The organism is Nostoc sp., from assembly GCF_036917465.1.
Lineage (GTDB): Bacteria > Cyanobacteriota > Cyanobacteriia > Cyanobacteriales > Nostocaceae > Nostoc.
Genome location: NZ_JBALDL010000087.1, coordinates 38,751 through 57,488, shown reverse-complemented (window position 1 = coordinate 57,488; position 18,738 = coordinate 38,751). Strand labels below are relative to the sequence as shown.

Sequence of the window (18,738 nt, the reverse complement as noted above, 5' to 3'; positions counted from 1 at the left end):
AGAACATTAGCCTTTATCATTAATATTCCAGGCTGGAAGCTGATAATAGCCAATAGCTAAATATTCGATAGCTCATAGCTCAAGATGGATCTTGGAGATTGCTACCGCTTGCTAGGTTTAAGATCGGGAGCTTCTTTTGCTGACATCAAAGCGTCTTACCGACGATTAGCGCAGCAATATCATCCCGATATCAACCCAGATGACAACAAAGCCAAAGATAAGTTTATTGCCTTGACAGAGGCTTACAAACTCCTGCTGACGGTAGTACTGCCAGAGGAAAGTATTGCATATTCAAGTCAGGTGTCAACTGGGTGTGATGACGCGAAGGCAACGCAGCGACAGAAAACACCAGTCACAACGGTGGTAAACCAACAACCAGGAAAACCAAAGCCGCCTAATCTGTTGGAAATAGAAGAACGGCTGAAGTGGAAGACTTATGAGCAATTGCAGAGATTTTTGCAAGAAAGGCGCTTTCCGCAAGCGATCGCACTGGTAGAAGCTTTAGCAGATCGTTTGTCAACAGATGCAGAAGTTCGCCAATGGCAAGCGATCGCTTATCAAATTTGGGGACGGGCATTAATTTCTGAAAACCAACTGCTCAAAGCCAGAATTTATCTTAAAAAAGCTTTGAAAACAGACCCCCATAATAAAAGTCTTTGGTATGAAGTCCAACGCGATTTCCAACGCTTAGAACAAATTTTGTAAATATTTAAAAAATTTAAAATCTGCTGATATATCCTTTCTAGATAAGTTGTACCACATTTAATTTGCATATAAAGGGCGGGCAAGATGCCCACCCTACAAGAGTTATCGGGAGGCGTTAGTTAGTCTCCTAAAAAGCATTTTCCGTCTGAGACTGAAAACGAGGTGAATTCCGAATTACGAATTACCTCAATCCGCGTAACACCGCTCCTAATGTAGCGATTCCCTCAACAATCTTCTGTGTTGGCTGAAAGCTAAAAGCTAACCTGATGGCATCATCCCCTTGTCCATTGGCGTAACAGCGAGTCCCTGGCAGAAAACTGATGCCGTGTTCATTGGCAGCCAAAAGGAGTGCTTTAGCGCTGATATCTGGTGGCAATTTACACCAAACAAAAAAGCCGCCATCGGGACGCAAGGCAACTACATCACTGGGGAACTCTTGAGCGATCGCTTCTAACAACAAATTGCACTTATGCTTGTAGCAGGCGATTAGCTGCTGAGTATGATTCTCTAGTTTCCCTGTGGCACAATAACGAGCAACAACATGGCTGACAAATGGCCCCACAGGCCCCTCACTTTTGAACATCGCCAACCGCTCAATAATTGCTGGATCGCCACAAGCCCATCCCAGCCGGATACCAGGCGCAATAATTTTCGAGAAGGTACTTACATATAATACCCACCCCTCTTGGTCAAGACTTGCCAGGGGGGGCATAGTTTCTCCACGGAAGCGCAAATCGCTATAAGCATCGTCTTCCACTACGAGAACGCCATACTCAGCCGCTAATGCTACCAGCTTTTGGCGACGAAATAAAGGCATAGTAGCGCCCGTAGGATTATGAAAGGTAGGAATAGTATAAATAAATCGGGGTCGGATGCCCTTTTTCTTTAAATCCTTCAATGTCACTTCTAGGGTATCTACATCCATCCCCAACTCATCTACAGGAATAGTAATTATACGTGCGCCAGCGTGGACAAATCTGGCAACTACTCCTAAAAAAGTTGGCCCTTCCACAATTACTACATCACCAGGTTCCACAAACACATCTGGTAGCAAGCCGAGAATCTGACCAGAACCGTAGCCAACGATCAGGCGATCGCGATCGGCAGCGATTCCTTTAGCCTGCAAGCGGAGGATAATTTGCTCATACAGTTGAGCAGAAGGTGGGCCGTAATTGAGAGCGTTCGGAGCCTCTTCTGCCAGCACAACGGCACTTGCAGCAGCCAAGTCAGCATGAGGAAAAAGAATTGGGTCGGCTAAACCGTATGCAAAGCTGACAGTGACAACTTTGCTTAACTCTGTACCGTAAGTAGGTGGTGCGAGGTTTTTTGCTCGTTCAGCGAACAAATCAGTAATTCGGTAAGCAGGGGTTGTAGAAACCATAAGTAGTTAAAAATTGGAAGTCAAAATACAGAAAACACAAGTAAGTAATTAACGAAAAGTCAGATTAGAAGCTTCCTCTGGTCTAAACTTTTCACAAGAGGGGGGTCTTAAACTTTCGTTAGTCGCCCAGAATTCATAGTAAATTGTTACTGCTAACAGATGTATTCTTTCTTATAACATCATGACAAGTATCGTGAATATTGACCGATAGAACGCAATTACTACAGTGAAATTAATTAACCTCAAGTGGCAGCAGCTAATTCTCAGCTTAGGCTGTTTGCTACTGATTATTGCCTGTAAAAGTTTCTATCCCACCAATAACCGAGATGCCATAACTCTTAGGGTGGCGACAGATCCCACCTTTGTCCCCTTTGAAATCCAAAAAGCTAGCGGGGAATTGGAAGGCTTTGATATTGATTTGATGAATGCGATTGCTAAAATAGCAGGTTTTGCAGTCCAGTTTGAAAGTCTGCCCTTTGATGGCACGATCTCGACCTTGCAAGCCAAAAGAGTCGATGCAGCAATTAGTGGAATCACCATTACCGCCGAACGCCTGAAAACAATTGCTTTTTCACGACCTTATTTTAAAGCCGGATTAACGATTGCTGTCCGCGAAGACAACCAAAATATTCAAGACTTCAATAGTCTCAGAGGTAAAAAAATCGCTGTCCAAATTGGTTCTACTGGCGCAGATTTTGCCAAAACTATCCCTAACGCCAAAATTAGCACTTTTAATTCTGGCCCAGAATTTTTCCAAGATTTGCTCAATGGCAATGTTGATGCTGTAATTAGTGATGCTTTTGCAACTCTGTATGCGATAAAAAACGGCAACCTCAAAGGCATCAGAGTTGTTGCCGATTTGCTTACCGAAGAATACTACGGGATTGCCACACCGAAAGACTCCCCCCATCTGGATACAATTAACAAAGCTATAGGGACTTTGTTATCCAATGGTACTTACAAGCAAATTTATCAAAAATGGTTTAATGCTGAACCCCCACAATTGCCAGACTTTTAACATTTGGTCATTTGTCTAATACCCAATTCCCCATTCCCCATTCCCAATTCCCAAAATATTAAATATTTATCTAATATGCGTCACAATTAATACTGCCACCAAAATTAATTGATAAACTACAATCTCTTGTAGGTCTACTTTAGTCAGGGACAGCCAATTGTGGCACCTTGGATCTTAGTGGCTAGAAGCACCTTGGAGCGGGAATTAAAGGAACTTCCACTATGCTGATTTGCCCTCAGTGTAAATTTGAAAACCCCAAAAGCAACAAATTCTGTCAAAGCTGTGGCACATCCCTAACCCACAAAGTTTGTCCTGAATGTAGTGCCGAAGATGTACCTGTCAACGCACTACGTTGTCATAACTGTGGCGCGGAATGTGGAACAGTGTTTTGGGCAATTATTGCTAAAAAAACGCCGGCGGAAGCTTTGGGAGTAGAGAGAGAGCTGGAAGATGTGGGAGTAGCGGGAGATGAGGAAACAATATCCTCTTCATCTCCGCTATCCCCTACTTCCCACATTGCATTACGCTCCTATTTAGACTTTCAAGAGCGTTATCAATTGTTAGATCCGTTACCTGTCCAAACGGAAAGTAGCGCCATTACTGATGTAGGTGTGAGAGTTCTAGACTGCCAGCCTTATGAAATATCATACATTGAGGCAATGCTAGCAAGTCAGCAATCAGATTTGCTAACGCCATCAATAGAAGGGAATGGAATTCCTCACCTTGCTAAACTTTATATTGCCTTACAGTCCCAAGGTCAGCGCGAGATACCACTGATTCATGATGCATGGCAGCAGGGAGATATACAGGTAGTAATAATTGAAGACCGCTCAAATTGGCAGCCTTTAGTAGACTTGTGGCAAGAAGAGACAACAAGTTCGTTAAAAATTTTGCACTGGTGTTATCAAATGGCCCAACTTTGGGCATTGTTGGAACCAGTAAATTGTCGTCAAAGCCTTTTAGATTTGGCGAATTTGCGATTGGATGAAGACCAAACGCTAGCGTTGCAAAGGTTGTATCTCGAATCATCAAGTCCTTTGCTTGCCACAGAATTGTCAGAAAATGCCGAAGCTCAAACATCTGTGAGTCCAGAGGAGCCGTTAACCATTCAAGCTTTAGGGCGGGTTTGGCAAGCACTATTTAGGCAGTCTCAACGCACTCAATTTGGTTCTGTAGTCCAGATGTTAGGGGATTTAGATGTAGGTAAGATTCAGACGATCGCCCAATTGCGATCGCGTTTAGAAGAAATCTCTATTGAATTGGAAGCACTAGGAACCGCAACTTTGCCCCCAATAAAGGAAAACAATACTACTGTGCCCACTATGCCGCAATCAGCCGAACCAGAAGACATCATTAGCAAAAGTGATGAGATGCCGACTGTTGTGCTGGCGATGCAGTTAAGTAGTTTGGAAGATGCAGGATGTACAGATGTAGGTCGTCAACGTCATCATAACGAAGACTACTTTGGCATTGAAACCAAAATTCAGAAGTTGGAGTTCCCTAAAAGTCGAGTTCTAGAAGGGCATGGTTTGTATATTCTCTGCGATGGTATGGGCGGACACGCTGGCGGCGAGATAGCCAGTGAGTTAGCAGTCAACACCCTACGGCAATACTTTCAAGAACATTGGATTACTAACCAACTGCCAACAGAAGATAGTATTCGTGAGGCAGTGTATTTAGCTAATGAGGCGATTTATAAGCTAAATCAAAAAGATGCCCGTTCTGGAGTAGGGCGTATGGGTACAACTCTGGTAATGCTATTAATTGAAGATACTCAAGCAGCAGTTGCCCACGTAGGAGATAGCCGTCTCTATCGCTTGACACGCAAACGGGGACTAGAACAAGTCACAGTAGATCACGAAGTTGGACAACGGGAAATTAGCCGAGGAGTAGAAGCAAGCATAGCTTATGCCCGCCCTGATGCCTACCAACTCACCCAAGCCTTGGGGCCTCGTGATGAAAATTCAATTAATCCTGATGTCGGCTTTTTCGAGATTAATGAAGATACTCTTCTGCTGTTAGCATCAGACGGTCTATCAGATAATGATTTACTAGAAACCCATTGCCAGACTCATTTAGAACCTTTACTTAGTTCAGGCGCTAACTTAGAACAGGGTGTTACAAACTTAATTGATTTGGGAAACCAATATAATGGTCACGACAACATTACTGGTATACTAATTCGGGCAAAAGTACGTCCAAATTTGGAAAGTTAAAAAGAAATTGGGCATGGGGCATGGGGCATAGGGCATGGGTAATAAATAGAATCATCAATTCCCAATATAGATATTTAAAATTTAACCTTTAAGCCTTATAAATCAGGATTCAAAATCTAATTTACGTATAGTTGAATGCCCAATGCCCAATACTTCGACTTCCGACTTCGCTCAGTACAAGTACCCAATGCCCAATGCCCAATGCCCAATGCCCAATGCCCCATTTCCTAATCCCTTTACCTTATAGGTTGTATTGTGGTTAGTCTGACTCTGCTAGAACCGAAACAAAAAACGCCCCTTCAACAGTGGTGCTTTGAGAACTCTTCCATAATTCGGATTGGTCGAGCGGCAGATAATCACGTTGTTTTAACTGATAGTTTAGTTTCACGGCATCATCTAGAACTGAGACACGTCGATTCTGCCGACAATAGTGGTGGTTGGCGGCTGATTAGTCAGGGTACTAATGGGACTTTTCTCAACGGTATTCTTGTGATTCAGAGTCCGTTACCAGATAATTCCCTTTTGCAACTGGCACAGGGAGGCCCAATACTGCAATTCCAAATTCAGGAAGTAACAGTATTGGAAACTGGTTTGCGATCGCCACAAATGCAAGAGAGAGAAGAAAACGCTGTTGCAACTGTCTATTCAGCCCAAGGCAAATACACTTGTACGCACGAAGGTAACTCCTCAAACAATCTGTTTTGCATCCACTGCGGTCAACCTCTCTCTGTACAACATAAAATTCGCCATTATCAGGTGTTGCGAACTCTCGGACAAGGAGGTATGGGTACCACTTATCTCGCTTGGGATGGAGCTAGTCAGATTGGGAGTAGCCCACGACTGCTGGTGTTAAAGCAAATGAATGCTGATATGGTAAAAATTGCCAAAGCTCAAGAATTATTTGAGCGGGAGGCGTATACTCTCAAATCCCTTAACCATCCAGGAATTCCCAAGTATTACGACTTCTTTGTAGAAGACGGAAAAAAATACTTGGCAATGGAACTAATTCAGGGACAAGATTTAGAGAAACGTGTTTATACCACTGGGCCAGTTACACCAAGCCAAGCGATCGCTTGGATGATCCAAACCTGCGATATTTTAGAATATCTTCATAGCCAAGAGCCTCCACTGATCCACCGCGACATTAAACCCGCTAACCTAATGGTGCGAAGTTCACTAAATCGCATAGTAGTGCTGGATTTTGGCGCAGTTAAGGAAATTGGCACTGCGCCCGGTACTCGAATTGGTGCGGAAGGTTATTGCGCTCCTGAACAAGAACGGGGACAACCTTTGACTCAATCTGACTTGTATGCAATTGGGCCAACGCTGATTTTTTTGCTCACAGGCGAAAACCCTTTCAAGTATTACCGCCAACGAGGGCGAAACTTCAGGTTTGATGTGGCAAAAGTTCCCACCATTAGTCCCCAATTGAGAGATGCGATTGATCGCGTTACAGAACCATTGCCACGCGATCGCTACCAAACTTCCAAGGAATTAGCCACAGCCTTAGCTGCTTGCCAATAAAGGGAACAGGCAATAGGTAATGGCGGAGAGTCCAATGCCCTATGCACTATGCCCTATCCCCTAATTCTTCATCCCAAGTTTCTACAGCTAGCAATTCACTAACTGGGTCTTGCATACTAAAGCCAAAGTCAAGCAGTTCCTGTTTCCAGTGCTGCCATTCATTACCATAGAGCAAAGCGATTTTCCAGATGCTATCGCTTGGCTTGATAATATTAGATTCTATGAGTGATTGCACGTTGCGCTGCAATTTCACCATCGGGTGAATCACTTGCTGAGTCATAACCTCGATTGAATTCAGATTTTGTTTGTTGGTAAATACTTGATTAAAACTGCTTCCCATTCTGCAATTGTTGCCGGGTCGTAGAGTGGTGTAATTTTGGTAAAGCTAGTCTTAACTTTTTAACTATACCATAACAAACTCTACTAAATTACTGGTAAATTCGGTTTTGTACGGTAATTACCACCACAAAACTCTAATTTCACCAAGCAGTGCATAAACTTTTTGCAGAAGTTAGTCCAAATTGTGAACACTGAGCAAAACAATTACTCCTTTAGGAAGTTGCACTATGTAGTGTAACTGAGGACAACTGCGAAAATTCTATTTCTTTGGATCGTTGAAAAATATGTTTGCTTGTTGAAAAACCCAGATGACACAGGCTAATTTGTAAGTTTTTGACTAACAGGGAAATTTGCAATTGGGTAGAAATATCCACTGTTTCTATTTACTTGAACGTGATTTAGGATATCGCAAACATCTGGCATTAGGTAGAATAATCGCAAATCTTTATATAATCTTGATGTTCTCTCCAATGAATTAGACCTAGAGGTTTAGCTCTGTGCAGGGGTAGGAGAAGGTTTTATTTTAAAGGGTAAGAGCGATGCCTACGGCGGTAAACTACGCATGGCAAAATTCTCGCTACAGCACAGGCTTACCATAAAGTTCCTCCGTCTTCAGAGTCAGCTTTTAAAGTTTATGTAAAAAATTTTTAGCCAAGATGTTAGTTTCTGTTCAGCAGATGGGTATCCTCAAAACGAGGAGGGTTGCTGACACCTAACTATTTAACGCAGCAATAATTGATACATGGCCGGATCGGACGCAGAATACCTAATCGCCCGCAAAAAGCAGATTGAGCGGCGACAAAAGATTTTAACGATAGTATCGATGTTCTCATTTTTTGGTTCTACGGTATTTGCAGTCATTCCAGCAATCCAACAGGCTAATCAACCTAAGCCTGTAACTACCTCTGCTTCTGCTGAGTCAGTATTACAGCAACAGGCGCGGGGTTACGAGTTGGTTTTACGGCGGGAACCAGAAAACCAACTTGCTTTAGAGAAACTGTCTGTAGTGCGGTTGCAATTGAAGGATGCTAAGGGGGCGATGGAACCTTTAGAGAAACTGGTGAAGTTGCACCCCCAAAGGCAAGATTACAAAGTTGTATTAGAGCAGATTAAGAAGCAACAGGGTAATAGCGATAGGCCAAGTAAATAAACAAGCTTATTTTCTTGATTGCTAAGGTAATAGTTAAGTAAGAAAAATGATTATTTATTGAATTGATATTTAGAGATAATTCAAGATGTGAGGAGAAAAATATGCAACTGCCTGTTGATAAATATGGAATACCAGGTGTTAGCACCTTTGAGTACACTAAGATAATAGGTTTAGAAAATATAGAATTTGGTACGGATATCGTAATCGATGATTTTGTGTTTATATATGCTAAAAAACCTATAAAGATAGGTAGCAATGTACATATTGCATCTTTCACTTCAATAACGGGAGGTGAGTGTTTTATAATGGAGGATTTTTCAGGGTTATCGTCTGGGGTAAGAATTTTCACTGGCTCGGAAGATTTTCAAGAATGGGGATTTGGAAATCCTACGATTGACGAAAAGTATAGAAATACTAAAAGGGCATCGATACACATAGGCAAATTTTGTGTTATTGGCGCAAATAGCGTCATTTTACCAGGTGTTACTGTTGGCGAAGGGGCTACAGTTGGCGCAGGCTCAGTTGTCACAAAAAACTTAGAACCGTGGGGAATATATGTTGGAAATCGCAAAATCGGTGATCGGGATAAATCAGGAGTTATTGAAAACTACAACAAATTTTTATTAGAAAATAGAACTCATATAAATTAAATCAATATATTAAATATAATGATAAATAAGCCCTTTGGCGATTTAGCTATTTTTGATGGTACACCAATATTTACTAATAAATTACATGTTGGTTGTCCTAACATTGGAAACCGCGAACGCTTACTGTATCGTATCAATGACATACTCGACAGAAGATGGTTAACTAATAATGGAATCTATGTCCAGGAATTTGAGCAACGCATTGCTGATTTTATCGGAGTAAAGCATTGTATTGCTACTTGTAATGCAACAGTGGCATTAGAAATAGCCATTCGCGCCGCCGGATTAAAAGGTGAAGTTATTGTTCCTTCTTTTACCTTCATTGCAACCGCACACGCTCTACAATGGCAAGAAATTACACCTGTTTTTTGTGATATTGATCCTCAAACCCATAATATAGACCCAAACAAAATATTTCAAAGCATCACCCCTCACACTACTGGTATTCTTGGTGTTCATTTGTGGGGTCGTCCTTGCAATGTGGAAGTTTTAAGTGAAATTGCTCATACTTATAATTTAAAATTAATCTTTGATGCGGCTCATGCTTTTGGCTGTTCACATCAAGGACGTATGATTGGTAGCTTTGGAGATGCCGAAGTTTTTAGCTTCCACGCTACTAAATTTTTGAACACATTTGAGGGCGGAGCAATTGTGACTAATAATGATGAATTAGCTGCAAAAATTCGCCTGATGACTAACTTTGGTTTTGCTGGTATCGATAACGTTATCTATATTGGTACAAACGGTAAAATGCATGAAACATCAGCGGCAATGGGTTTGACAGGACTTGAAAGTTTAGAAGAGTTTGTTGCTATTAATTATCGTAATTACCAACAATATAAACAAGAATTGCAGAGTATTGCGGGGCTAAGACTTATTAATTATGACAAAACAGAAAAATGTAATTATCAATATATTGTTTTAGAAATTGATGAAAATGATTTTGGTATAAGCCGAAATTATTTAGTTGAAATATTACAGGCTGAAAATGTTATTGCTCGAAGGTATTTCTATCCAGGTTGCCATAATATGGAACCTTACCGTTCTTATTTTCCTTATAATAAGCTATTGCTACCTGAAACTGAAAAACTTGTCAATCGAGTACTCTGTCTACCAACAGGCACAGCACTAAAACCAGAAGATATTAGCAAAATTTGTCAAATTATCAAGTTAGTTGCTGCAAATAGTTGCGAACTTTCCAAAGTCAAATTTTATTCACACATCTAAAATTTATATCTTAGAGTTAAAAGCATGAAAGTAAGTATTTTAATGATTACCTATAATCATGAAAATTATATTGCCCAGGCAATCGAAAGTATTTTAATGCAGCAAGTTAATTTTGAATATGAAGTTGTTATAGGAGAAGACTGTTCTACAGATAATACGCGCCAAATTATTAGTGATTACCAAAAGAACTATCCCGAAAAACTGCGGTTGTTATTGCCTGATAAAAATCTTGGTATGCACAAAAACTTTATCAATACGTTGCAAGCTTGCCAAGGTCAGTATATAGCAATGTTAGAAGGTGATGACTACTGGACTTCTAGCGAAAAATTACAAAAACAAGTAGATTTTTTAGATAAAAACCTAGACTTTGCTATATGTTTTCATAATGTACTAGTATTTTGGCAAAATAACAGTTACTCACCTGCGATTTTCCTACACAATCAGCAAAAAACGTCTACCATAGAAAATTTGTTAATAAACAATTTTATTTCCACTCCTTCAGTAATGTATCGTGCTGGTTTGGTACAAGAGTTTCCCGATTGGTTTTATGAACAAAGTATGGGAGATTGGACTTTCCATATTTTAAATGCACAGCATGGAAAAATCGGATATATTGATGAAGTAATGTCAGCATATAGAGTTCATGCAAAAGGAGTATGGTCTGGTAAAAGCCGAGAATGGCAAATAAAAGAAACGATTAGAATGCTTGACACTATAAAACATAATTTTAGTTCTCAATATCAAGCAATTATAAATACATCAATAAATTTCTATTCTCAACAACTAGCTAGTCTTTTGAAGAATGAAGAAATAATTAATTCTTCATCAGTTGATTTAAAAGAATATTTACATTTAAGAAATACAAACTTAATTATTTTTCCAGATTGGAATCAGTCGCATGAATTATTATGTAAAATTTTAGCCAATCTTATTAAAGGATTAAATAGTCATATTAATAAAAATGAAATAACTTTACTGATATGTACTAATAACATCACTGAAGAAAATGCAAGTTTGTATATATCTACTATCGTTATGAATCTTTATATAGAGGAAGAAATAGAAGTAAGTGAGGAATTACAAATTTCTTTTACAGGGAATCTAAGTCAAATTAAATGGCGAAATCTCATACCTCTTCTTACAGGAAAAATAATTTTGAGTGGAGAAGATAAACAAGCAATTTATTCATCTGGATTAGAAAAACTTCCCGCTTTTATCTGGGAAAACTTTAGTGCTAAACATTTAATTTTATCTAGTTTTGAGAAGCCTTATAAATTGAATATCGGGTGCGGACATATCAAATTTGATAATTGGATAAATATAGATATAGATAAAGATAAAAAGGCTGTTGATTTAGTTTGTAACGCTGCACAAAAACTTCCTTTTGATGATGATTCCTGTGCATTGATATATAATGAGCATTTTCTAGAGCATTTGACACTTCAAGAAGCTATGTTTTTTCTCAGCGAGTGTTACCGCGTTTTACAGCCAGGAGGAATCTTACGTATAGCTATGCCTTCTTTAGAGTATGTTGTACAAAAATACAATTCTGAAGAATGGCAAAATCAAGAATGGTTGAATTGGCCAGAATTCAAGTTTATTAAAACTCGTGCTGAAATGCTAAATATTTCTTTTCGTTGGTGGGGTCATCAGTGGCTTTACGACAGAGAAGAGTTAAATCGTAGACTTTTTGAAACAGGTTATACAAATATCAAGGATGTTGTATGGGGATTAAGTGATATACCTGAACTAAGAAATCGTGAAACTAGAGCAGATTCATTGCTTATATGTGAAGCTCAATTAGCAAATAAGAATGAATTAGATAAATTACAGCAACAAACTGCTTACAATAAAACTAATTTTTTACAAGGGCAGCCTTTAGTTAGTATTTGTATTCCTACTTACAATGGTGAAGTATTTATTGCAGAAGCTATTAATAGTGTGTTAGGTCAAACCTATCCAAATATAGAAATTATTTTATCTGATGATAACTCTACTGACAGAACAGTTGAGATTGCTAAATCATTTAAGCAAAAATTATCCTTTAATTTTTCAATAGTTGAACATAGCCAATATGGACTAGCTCCTAATTGGAATTTTTGCATTTCTCAAGTTAAAGGTAAATATATAAAGTTTTTATTTCAAGATGATATATTAGAGCCAAATGCTATTGAAGAAATGGTCAATTTGGCTGAACAAGATGAAGAAATAGGTTTAGTTTTTTCATCTAGAACAATTTTTAGTAATACTGGTGATACTAACTATGATTCAAATTTATTAATGCATCACGAAGCCAAGGATGTACACAAGGCTTGGTCAACATTAAAACTGATTCAATCAGGACAGGAACTTTTGTTAGATCCAAATATACTTGATAATCCAATTAATAAAATTGGAGAACCAAGTACAGTCCTTATTAGAAAAGATGTATTTGAAAAAGTAGGATTATTTAATTCTGAGTTTTGCCAGCTTGTAGATTTGGAGATGTGGCTCAGAATTATGAGTCAATACAAAGTTGGTTTTGTTGACAAAGTTTTATCTCACTTTAGGATACATTCACAACAACAAACTCGTCGAAACGTTGCTTTAAAGGATGCTATTTTATTAGATTACCAAAAGCTGTTTCAGACAATTTACAATGATACACGGTATCCTCAAGCAACGAGACAACAGGCTCTTTATAGATACGCAGCTTTGAGTGAACAGAATACTGAATTATGTCAGTTGCGAAAACAAATAGCAGAAGAATGGCTAAATATTTTAGATGAAGAGATAAAAGATAGGTACGTGAGTCTGCTAGGTAAAACACATCAGATGTTACTGAATAGTAGCATCAAATATGAAAGTCTAACTGATGAAGAAGAAATTTTCGCTAATCATATTGTTAAAAATATATCTCAAGGTTTTGAGCAGCCAAAAGCAATTCAGTATTTACTAGCAGGTATGCTGTATCAGCGCGCTGACCAGTTACCATTACAGCATGACCTCTCTGGCATACCTCATTGGTTACTTAATGACTATCTGCAATTCCTATTTTCATCCCCAGTCAACTTTCAAGAACTGGGTGATGCAGATAATTACTATTACTATATCCAGGGTTGGATTGATTATTTACACACATCGATACTCAAAAATTCTGATTCTCCTTTATGGGATGAAATAATTAATAATTTTGCTCCTATTGCTAATTTTATTCCCCTATATTTTAATGAGCATAATCTTAAAGATATCTATACTAAACGGGGAGAGATTATAGAGTTTTTGCTGAAGCTTAAGGGTTATGAGGTAGATTACGAGTTTGCTGATAGACCTACAACCAGAAAAAAAATACGGTTGGGTGTCCTGGCTGCATATTTTTTACCTGGCTCTGAAACATTTGCTTACCTTCCTATTTATGAGTATATCAGTAGAGATTTTGAAGTAATTTTGTACTCTCTTAATCAAACGGGTCATCAACTAGAGCAATATTGCCAAAGCTGTGCAAACTCCTTTAAGCTATTACCACAAAATTTAGCAGAACAGGTAAATATTATTCGGGCTGACGATCTCGATATATTATTCATCGCTACTAATGTGACGGCGGTGATGAATCAAATCTGCCTCTTGTCAATGCATCGGTTGGCTAGAATACAAGTCACAAGTGGCGGATCGGTTGTTACTACCGGAATGCGACATATTGATTATTACATCTCTGGTACGCTAACCGATTCATCAGCAATGGCAGAAGATCAATATCAAGAAAAGTTGGTAAAACTAGAAGGAACTGCTCATTGCTTTAGTTATGGGAATGAACAAGAAAATACAACTGTAAAAGTTGATCAGGAAAGTTTGGGTATTTCTGAAGAAACAGTTATTTTTATTTCTGGTGCTAACTACTTCAAAATTATCCCTGAACTAATTGATACATGGGCAAAAATTATTTTTGCCGTTCCCAAATCCGTTTTAGTACTTTTGCCATTTGGCCCAAATTGGTCAAATGCTTATCCGAAAAAAGCTTTTGTAAATCACTTGAATAAAGTATTTTCCAAGCATGGAATACCAGCAGATCGATTGATAGTCTTAGATCCTCAGCCAGTACCAAATCGACAAGAGGTTAAAGCATATTTCAGTATTGCCGATGTGTATTTAGATTCTTATCCATTTGCGGGAACAACTTCTCTAGTAGAACCATTACAGGTTAATTTACCAGTAATCGCTAGACGGGGAAATAGCTTTCGTTCTGCAATGGGAGCCGCAATGATTCAAGCATTAGATGTCCCTGACTTAGTTGCGGATAGCGAAGAGTCTTATATACAGTTAGCAGTTGCACTTGGAATTGATCCTGAATTACGCCAACAAAAGAGCGCCCAAATCAAAGAAAAAATGCAAGGTAATCCTAGTTTTTTAGATAGCCGCTCTTACTCAGCTAAAATAGGCGAACTTTTCCAAGAACTATTTAGTAAATATCTTGCAGATACTCTGAGTCAAAATTTCCGCTTAGGAGATATTAACCTAATTATTTTCCCAGACTGGTCACAGCCAGAAGACTTGCTATATCAAGATTTAGCAAATGTTATTTCTATTCTCACTACTCACCCACATAAAAGTCATATAACTCTTCTGATAGATACTCAAAATATTTCTGAGGAAGAAGCCGATATGCTTTTATCATCTTTGACCATGAATTTGCTTATGGAAGATGATGTAGATATAACTGAGGGGCCAGAAATTTCTCTGCTAGGTAAGATAAGTGATACACAATGGCAAACTCTTTTGCCTAAAATTAATACTCGAATTGCTTTAGCAACAGATAATCAATCTGCGATCGCACAGGCGAAAGCCGAAACTCTTCCATTCTGCGATGTAGACAACTTAAGTTTGTAGTAAGCACTAAAGTGCTTAAATTTCTAATGCACACAATCTTCTCTCTCGTAACTTACCTCAGAATGGCGCGGAGGAAATTTTATACTATGGTCTAACTTGTTTTAACGATTCAAGGTGCGTTAGCCTACGGCATAACACACCCTACTTCAAATTTATATTTTTTCATATACATTGAATTTTTCTCACCGACTTACTTAGGAATAAGAATTAAATAACATACAGTTTATGTTTCTGGCTTACCTCACCCTCAATCCCTCTCCTTATAAAGGCTACGGTGTACACATAAGTCTGAAAATAGCTCAAGAAGACAGGTTTTACCCCACCCTAACCCTCCCCGTATGTATTGGCTACGGTGTACAAGTCTTCTAGAGTTGCCCCAGAGCCTTTTGATCCCCCCAACCCCCCGATAAATTGGGGGGCAAAAGTCTCTTAGAGTCCCCCAATTTATCGGGGGATTTAGGGGGATCTCCAACGATTTGGGGTTTGTACAGAGATGTGTGTACACCGTAGCCTTATAAAGGAGAGGGAAGCTAGAGACAGGATAAAGTTTTACATTTTATTTAATCCACGTTCCTTAGTGGTAAAACCCGCCCAATCGGGTTAAAAACCTTGCTTTATTCCATACAATTGAGAACCGCTATAATTCTCCCACATCTGTTGGTAAGCTTTCTCCATTTCACGGGTAAACTGCTTCCCATTCCACAGGGGTGCTGTTTGTCGAGATGCTTTCAATTTTAAAGCTACCTGCTGGCGTAAAGTCTCATCTTTCCCCAAGCGGATACCCCACTCGATATACTCTTCATCTGTCCAAGCGATGCCTTCTGTAATTCCTGCATTTATCATCATGGTGTAGCTGTTACGCGCTGCAAATTGTTCGCCGACTCGCGTCACCAAGGGGATACCCATCCATAATGTTTCTAAGGTTGTTGTCGCTCCGTTGTAGGGAAATGTATCTAATACAATATCAGCAATGCCTAAATTAGCACGATGAACTGACTCTGAATGAACTATTGGTAAAAATCGTAACCGAGAAAAATCTACACCTTCTTCTTCAGCAATTTGGTAAAAGAAGCGTTTAATTGTTTCCTCTTCAGAAAGCCCCTTAATCAAAAAGTAGCTGTTAGGTACTTGTTTGATAATTTGCATTTGCCATTTTGTTGTTTCTGGATGGCGTTTATATCCTCTTTGGGCGCTGAGATAGACAACGGCATCCATAGGGATATCCAAGTCATCACGGCGAAGTGTTGGAACACCAACTTCAAAACCATCTACTGCTATGTAAGTTTGAGGTAATCGCCAAATTTTCTCTGTATAGTAATTTTGTGCATCATCTGGAAGTACATAAGGGTCTGCAATAAAGTAATCAATTGCAGGTATACCCGATGCATCCCACCCCAGCCAAGTAACTTGAATTGGGGCTGGCTTGAGTGCCATTACTTCACTTGTAATATCTAAAGTTATGCTATCAAGATCAATTAAAATATCAATTTTATCCTGATATATCTGGTCAGCAATTTCTAGACCATCCATGCCTAATTTATGAACATTACCTGCATTTTGTACATACCAATCCCGTAGGAAATCATCTACTAATTTATAGTTCACGAAATAGGTATGAATATCAAATTTATCTCGATCGTGATGATGAAATAACCAGCGAGCTAACCAACCAACAGAATGATTCCTTAAAGCGTAAGATATATAACCAACTTTTAGTTTCTTGGGATGGGTTGTTAAAGATTGATTAATTTGACGAGCATAATTTTTTCCTTCAGATTGAGCAAAAGCTTGAACATAATTAGTAAAAATATCAGCTACCTTATTATGAATATCTCGAAAATCAGCAGGAGCATCTTTAATGTGAGGAATCGCAAAAGCTGGCGTAAGTAACCGTAATATTCTTCCTTCTTCTAAAGGAATTCGTTGAGCTTTAATAAACTGTTGAAATACAGTTTCCAATTCTTGACAAGTTGTACATATCTCTTGCCAATATCCTCCTGCTGACATTAGACCCCTTAACAGCAAATGGAGTGCAAAAATTTTATCAGCCAAACCTGCTGATAGGGAATAACATAACCTAGCTGTCTCTATACCTTGAGAATAATTACGAGCATCTTGATAAAAAGTCGCTAAGTGTCGCAAAATTTCTACATTATCTGGTTCTAATCGTAAATGCAATTCTAGTAGAGATGCTGCTAGTAAAGGCTGCCGCAAAGTATGACCAAGTTGGATAGCAGCAGGAAGTAGTATACAGAAGCATTGATGAGTATCAGAGAAATAAGGCAGACTAGCCTCTATTAAATTTAGATTAATTGAATGTAAGGGAACAGCATTTAAAAATTCTTTTAAAACTTGGATTAATAATTCGGCATTAATTTCTATATTTTCTTTGGCATTTAAACTTTCAATTAATCCCCACTCCTTCAAGTCATCAATTTGTTCAAACTTTTCTAATCTGATAGAAAGGAGAAGAATTTGAAGCAAATTATTTATATTACTAGGATTAATTTCTCGTATATGCTGGCGAATTAACCAAGCTAGAGAATATTCGTCCAGTGTTTCACGCCTTACAGCTTCTATTTGCAAAACCTGAAATAATTCGTTTGTCCATATTTGTAACTGTTCTTCATCTGCCTCTGTCATTGGCAGCATCCAAGTCATTTGAGCTTCTGCTTCTTGCCCTTGTAATAGGAATAGTAAACCTAAATGCCAATAATAAGAACTAGCATTTGGCTCTATTGCAATTGCTTGTTCATATAACTGTGCTGCTTGTGAATATCTCCCTTGAATTAAGTATTGTTCAGCTTGATTTCGCCAATTATATATATCAGTAATCATTGTAGTTTTCTGAGAAAATTTTATGAGGAATATACTTGTGAACGACTCACATAATAGAAATAAAGTGGATAGAAGCATCTACCCACTTTGGAAAATATCTAGCTTAGAGATAATTTATATACTGTTTGTCCTTGGTTGCTTACTTAGCCAAAGAGACGTAGCTGGAAGCACAACTAGGCTGTCCTGAAGCATAAGTAGTTGTTGTAATGGTATTTGCATTTACACCACCGTTAACCATAGCGTTGTTAGATTCACACAAAACAGCTATGGTAGTAGCTTCACTAGTAGCTGCTTGGGTTGTTATCGCGACATTACCAATATAGGCTTTGAGAGGTGCTTGGCCCCCTCCACTTATTACTTTTGCTTGGTTGAGTACTGAACTAGCGTCTGGCGTAAGAGCTGAATATGCGTAATTTATGGTTTGTGTTGCAATACCAAGACCTAAACTACCAATTGAAGTTGAAAATGTAGTATTTTCTAAGTAATAAGCTTGTTGAGCGCGGTTCATAGAACCTGTGTAAGTTTTAGCTTCTGACTGCTTGGCTTTGTTAGCTTGGTTCAAGAAAGAAGGTAGTGCGATCGCAGACAAAATACCGATGATAATAATTACTACTAGTAATTCAATGAGTGTAAAACCCTCATTTTCGTTCTTTTTGTTGAGGATGTGTTGGAGAAATTTTGCTTTTAGTTCGGTTTTCATAAGTGTTTTCCTGGGGGTAGGAAGTGCTTGGGTGTTCTAGATATAACTTACCCAACTGCGATCGCTTTCCTATCACCTTGAGAAAAAAAGTTTGGGGCTATCCGGTTACATAATCCAAAATCCTTGT

12 protein-coding genes are annotated in these 18,738 nt (G+C 38.7%); 8 read left to right on the top strand and 4 right to left on the bottom strand.

Annotation, left to right across the window (positions count from 1 at the left end; translation table 11 throughout):
• Positions 1-84: 84 nt before the first annotated feature.
• Complete coding sequence (locus tag V7K38_RS22440) at positions 85-705, top strand: J domain-containing protein (RefSeq protein WP_334860786.1); 621 nt, start codon at positions 85-87, stop codon at positions 703-705.
• Positions 706-886: 181 nt separating this feature from the next.
• Here V7K38_RS22440 and V7K38_RS22435 read toward each other — a convergent pair whose 3' ends face one another.
• Positions 887-2,086 (bottom strand): aminotransferase-like domain-containing protein, encoded by a 1,200-nt coding sequence (locus tag V7K38_RS22435; RefSeq protein WP_334860784.1) that lies wholly within the window; start codon positions 2,084-2,086, stop codon positions 887-889.
• 226 nt (positions 2,087-2,312) lie between these two features.
• Here V7K38_RS22435 and V7K38_RS22430 point away from each other — a divergent pair, with 226 nt between their 5' ends.
• The 3 genes from V7K38_RS22430 to V7K38_RS22420 all read left to right on the top strand — a co-directional run bounded on the left by V7K38_RS22430 (position 2,313) and on the right by V7K38_RS22420 (position 6,844).
• Complete coding sequence (locus V7K38_RS22430) at positions 2,313-3,104, top strand: basic amino acid ABC transporter substrate-binding protein (RefSeq protein ID WP_334860782.1); 792 nt, start codon at positions 2,313-2,315, stop codon at positions 3,102-3,104.
• A 221-nt stretch (positions 3,105-3,325) separates the two neighbouring features.
• Positions 3,326-5,320, top strand: a complete 1,995-nt coding sequence (locus V7K38_RS22425) for a serine/threonine phosphatase (protein WP_334860780.1) — start codon at positions 3,326-3,328, stop codon at positions 5,318-5,320.
• A gap of 255 nt (positions 5,321-5,575) precedes the next feature.
• The gene (locus tag V7K38_RS22420) at positions 5,576-6,844 is read left to right on the top strand and encodes a protein kinase domain-containing protein (RefSeq protein WP_334860778.1); all 1,269 of its coding nucleotides are present in this window, start codon (positions 5,576-5,578) and stop codon (positions 6,842-6,844) included.
• A gap of 46 nt (positions 6,845-6,890) precedes the next feature.
• Here V7K38_RS22420 and V7K38_RS22415 read toward each other — a convergent pair whose 3' ends face one another.
• Positions 6,891-7,124, bottom strand: a complete 234-nt coding sequence (locus V7K38_RS22415; RefSeq protein ID WP_334860776.1) for a DUF4327 family protein — start codon at positions 7,122-7,124, stop codon at positions 6,891-6,893.
• Positions 7,125-7,925: 801 nt separating this feature from the next.
• On the opposite strand from V7K38_RS22415, the gene V7K38_RS22410 reads away from it, so the two are divergent.
• The 4 genes from V7K38_RS22410 (at position 7,926) to V7K38_RS22395 (ending at position 15,073) form a co-directional block, all read left to right on the top strand.
• Positions 7,926-8,333, top strand: coding sequence for a tetratricopeptide repeat protein (locus V7K38_RS22410; protein WP_334860774.1), 408 nt, complete (start codon positions 7,926-7,928; stop codon positions 8,331-8,333).
• A 101-nt stretch (positions 8,334-8,434) separates the two neighbouring features.
• Complete coding sequence (locus V7K38_RS22405) at positions 8,435-8,983, top strand: acyltransferase (protein ID WP_334860772.1); 549 nt, start codon at positions 8,435-8,437, stop codon at positions 8,981-8,983.
• A gap of 18 nt (positions 8,984-9,001) precedes the next feature.
• The gene (locus tag V7K38_RS22400; RefSeq protein WP_334860770.1) at positions 9,002-10,210 is read left to right on the top strand and encodes a DegT/DnrJ/EryC1/StrS family aminotransferase; all 1,209 of its coding nucleotides are present in this window, start codon (positions 9,002-9,004) and stop codon (positions 10,208-10,210) included.
• A gap of 24 nt (positions 10,211-10,234) precedes the next feature.
• On the top strand, positions 10,235-15,073 hold the full coding sequence (locus V7K38_RS22395) for a glycosyltransferase (protein ID WP_334860768.1): 4,839 nt from the start codon (positions 10,235-10,237) through the stop codon (positions 15,071-15,073).
• A gap of 600 nt (positions 15,074-15,673) precedes the next feature.
• Here V7K38_RS22395 and V7K38_RS22390 read toward each other — a convergent pair.
• On the bottom strand, positions 15,674-17,911 hold the full coding sequence (locus tag V7K38_RS22390) for an O-linked N-acetylglucosamine transferase, SPINDLY family protein (protein ID WP_334860767.1): 2,238 nt from the start codon (positions 17,909-17,911) through the stop codon (positions 15,674-15,676).
• A gap of 139 nt (positions 17,912-18,050) precedes the next feature.
• Positions 18,051-18,611: a type IV pilin-like G/H family protein gene (locus V7K38_RS22385; protein WP_334860765.1), complete on the bottom strand. Its 561-nt coding sequence runs from the start codon at positions 18,609-18,611 to the stop codon at positions 18,051-18,053.
• Between the last annotated feature and the right edge of the window lie 127 nt (positions 18,612-18,738).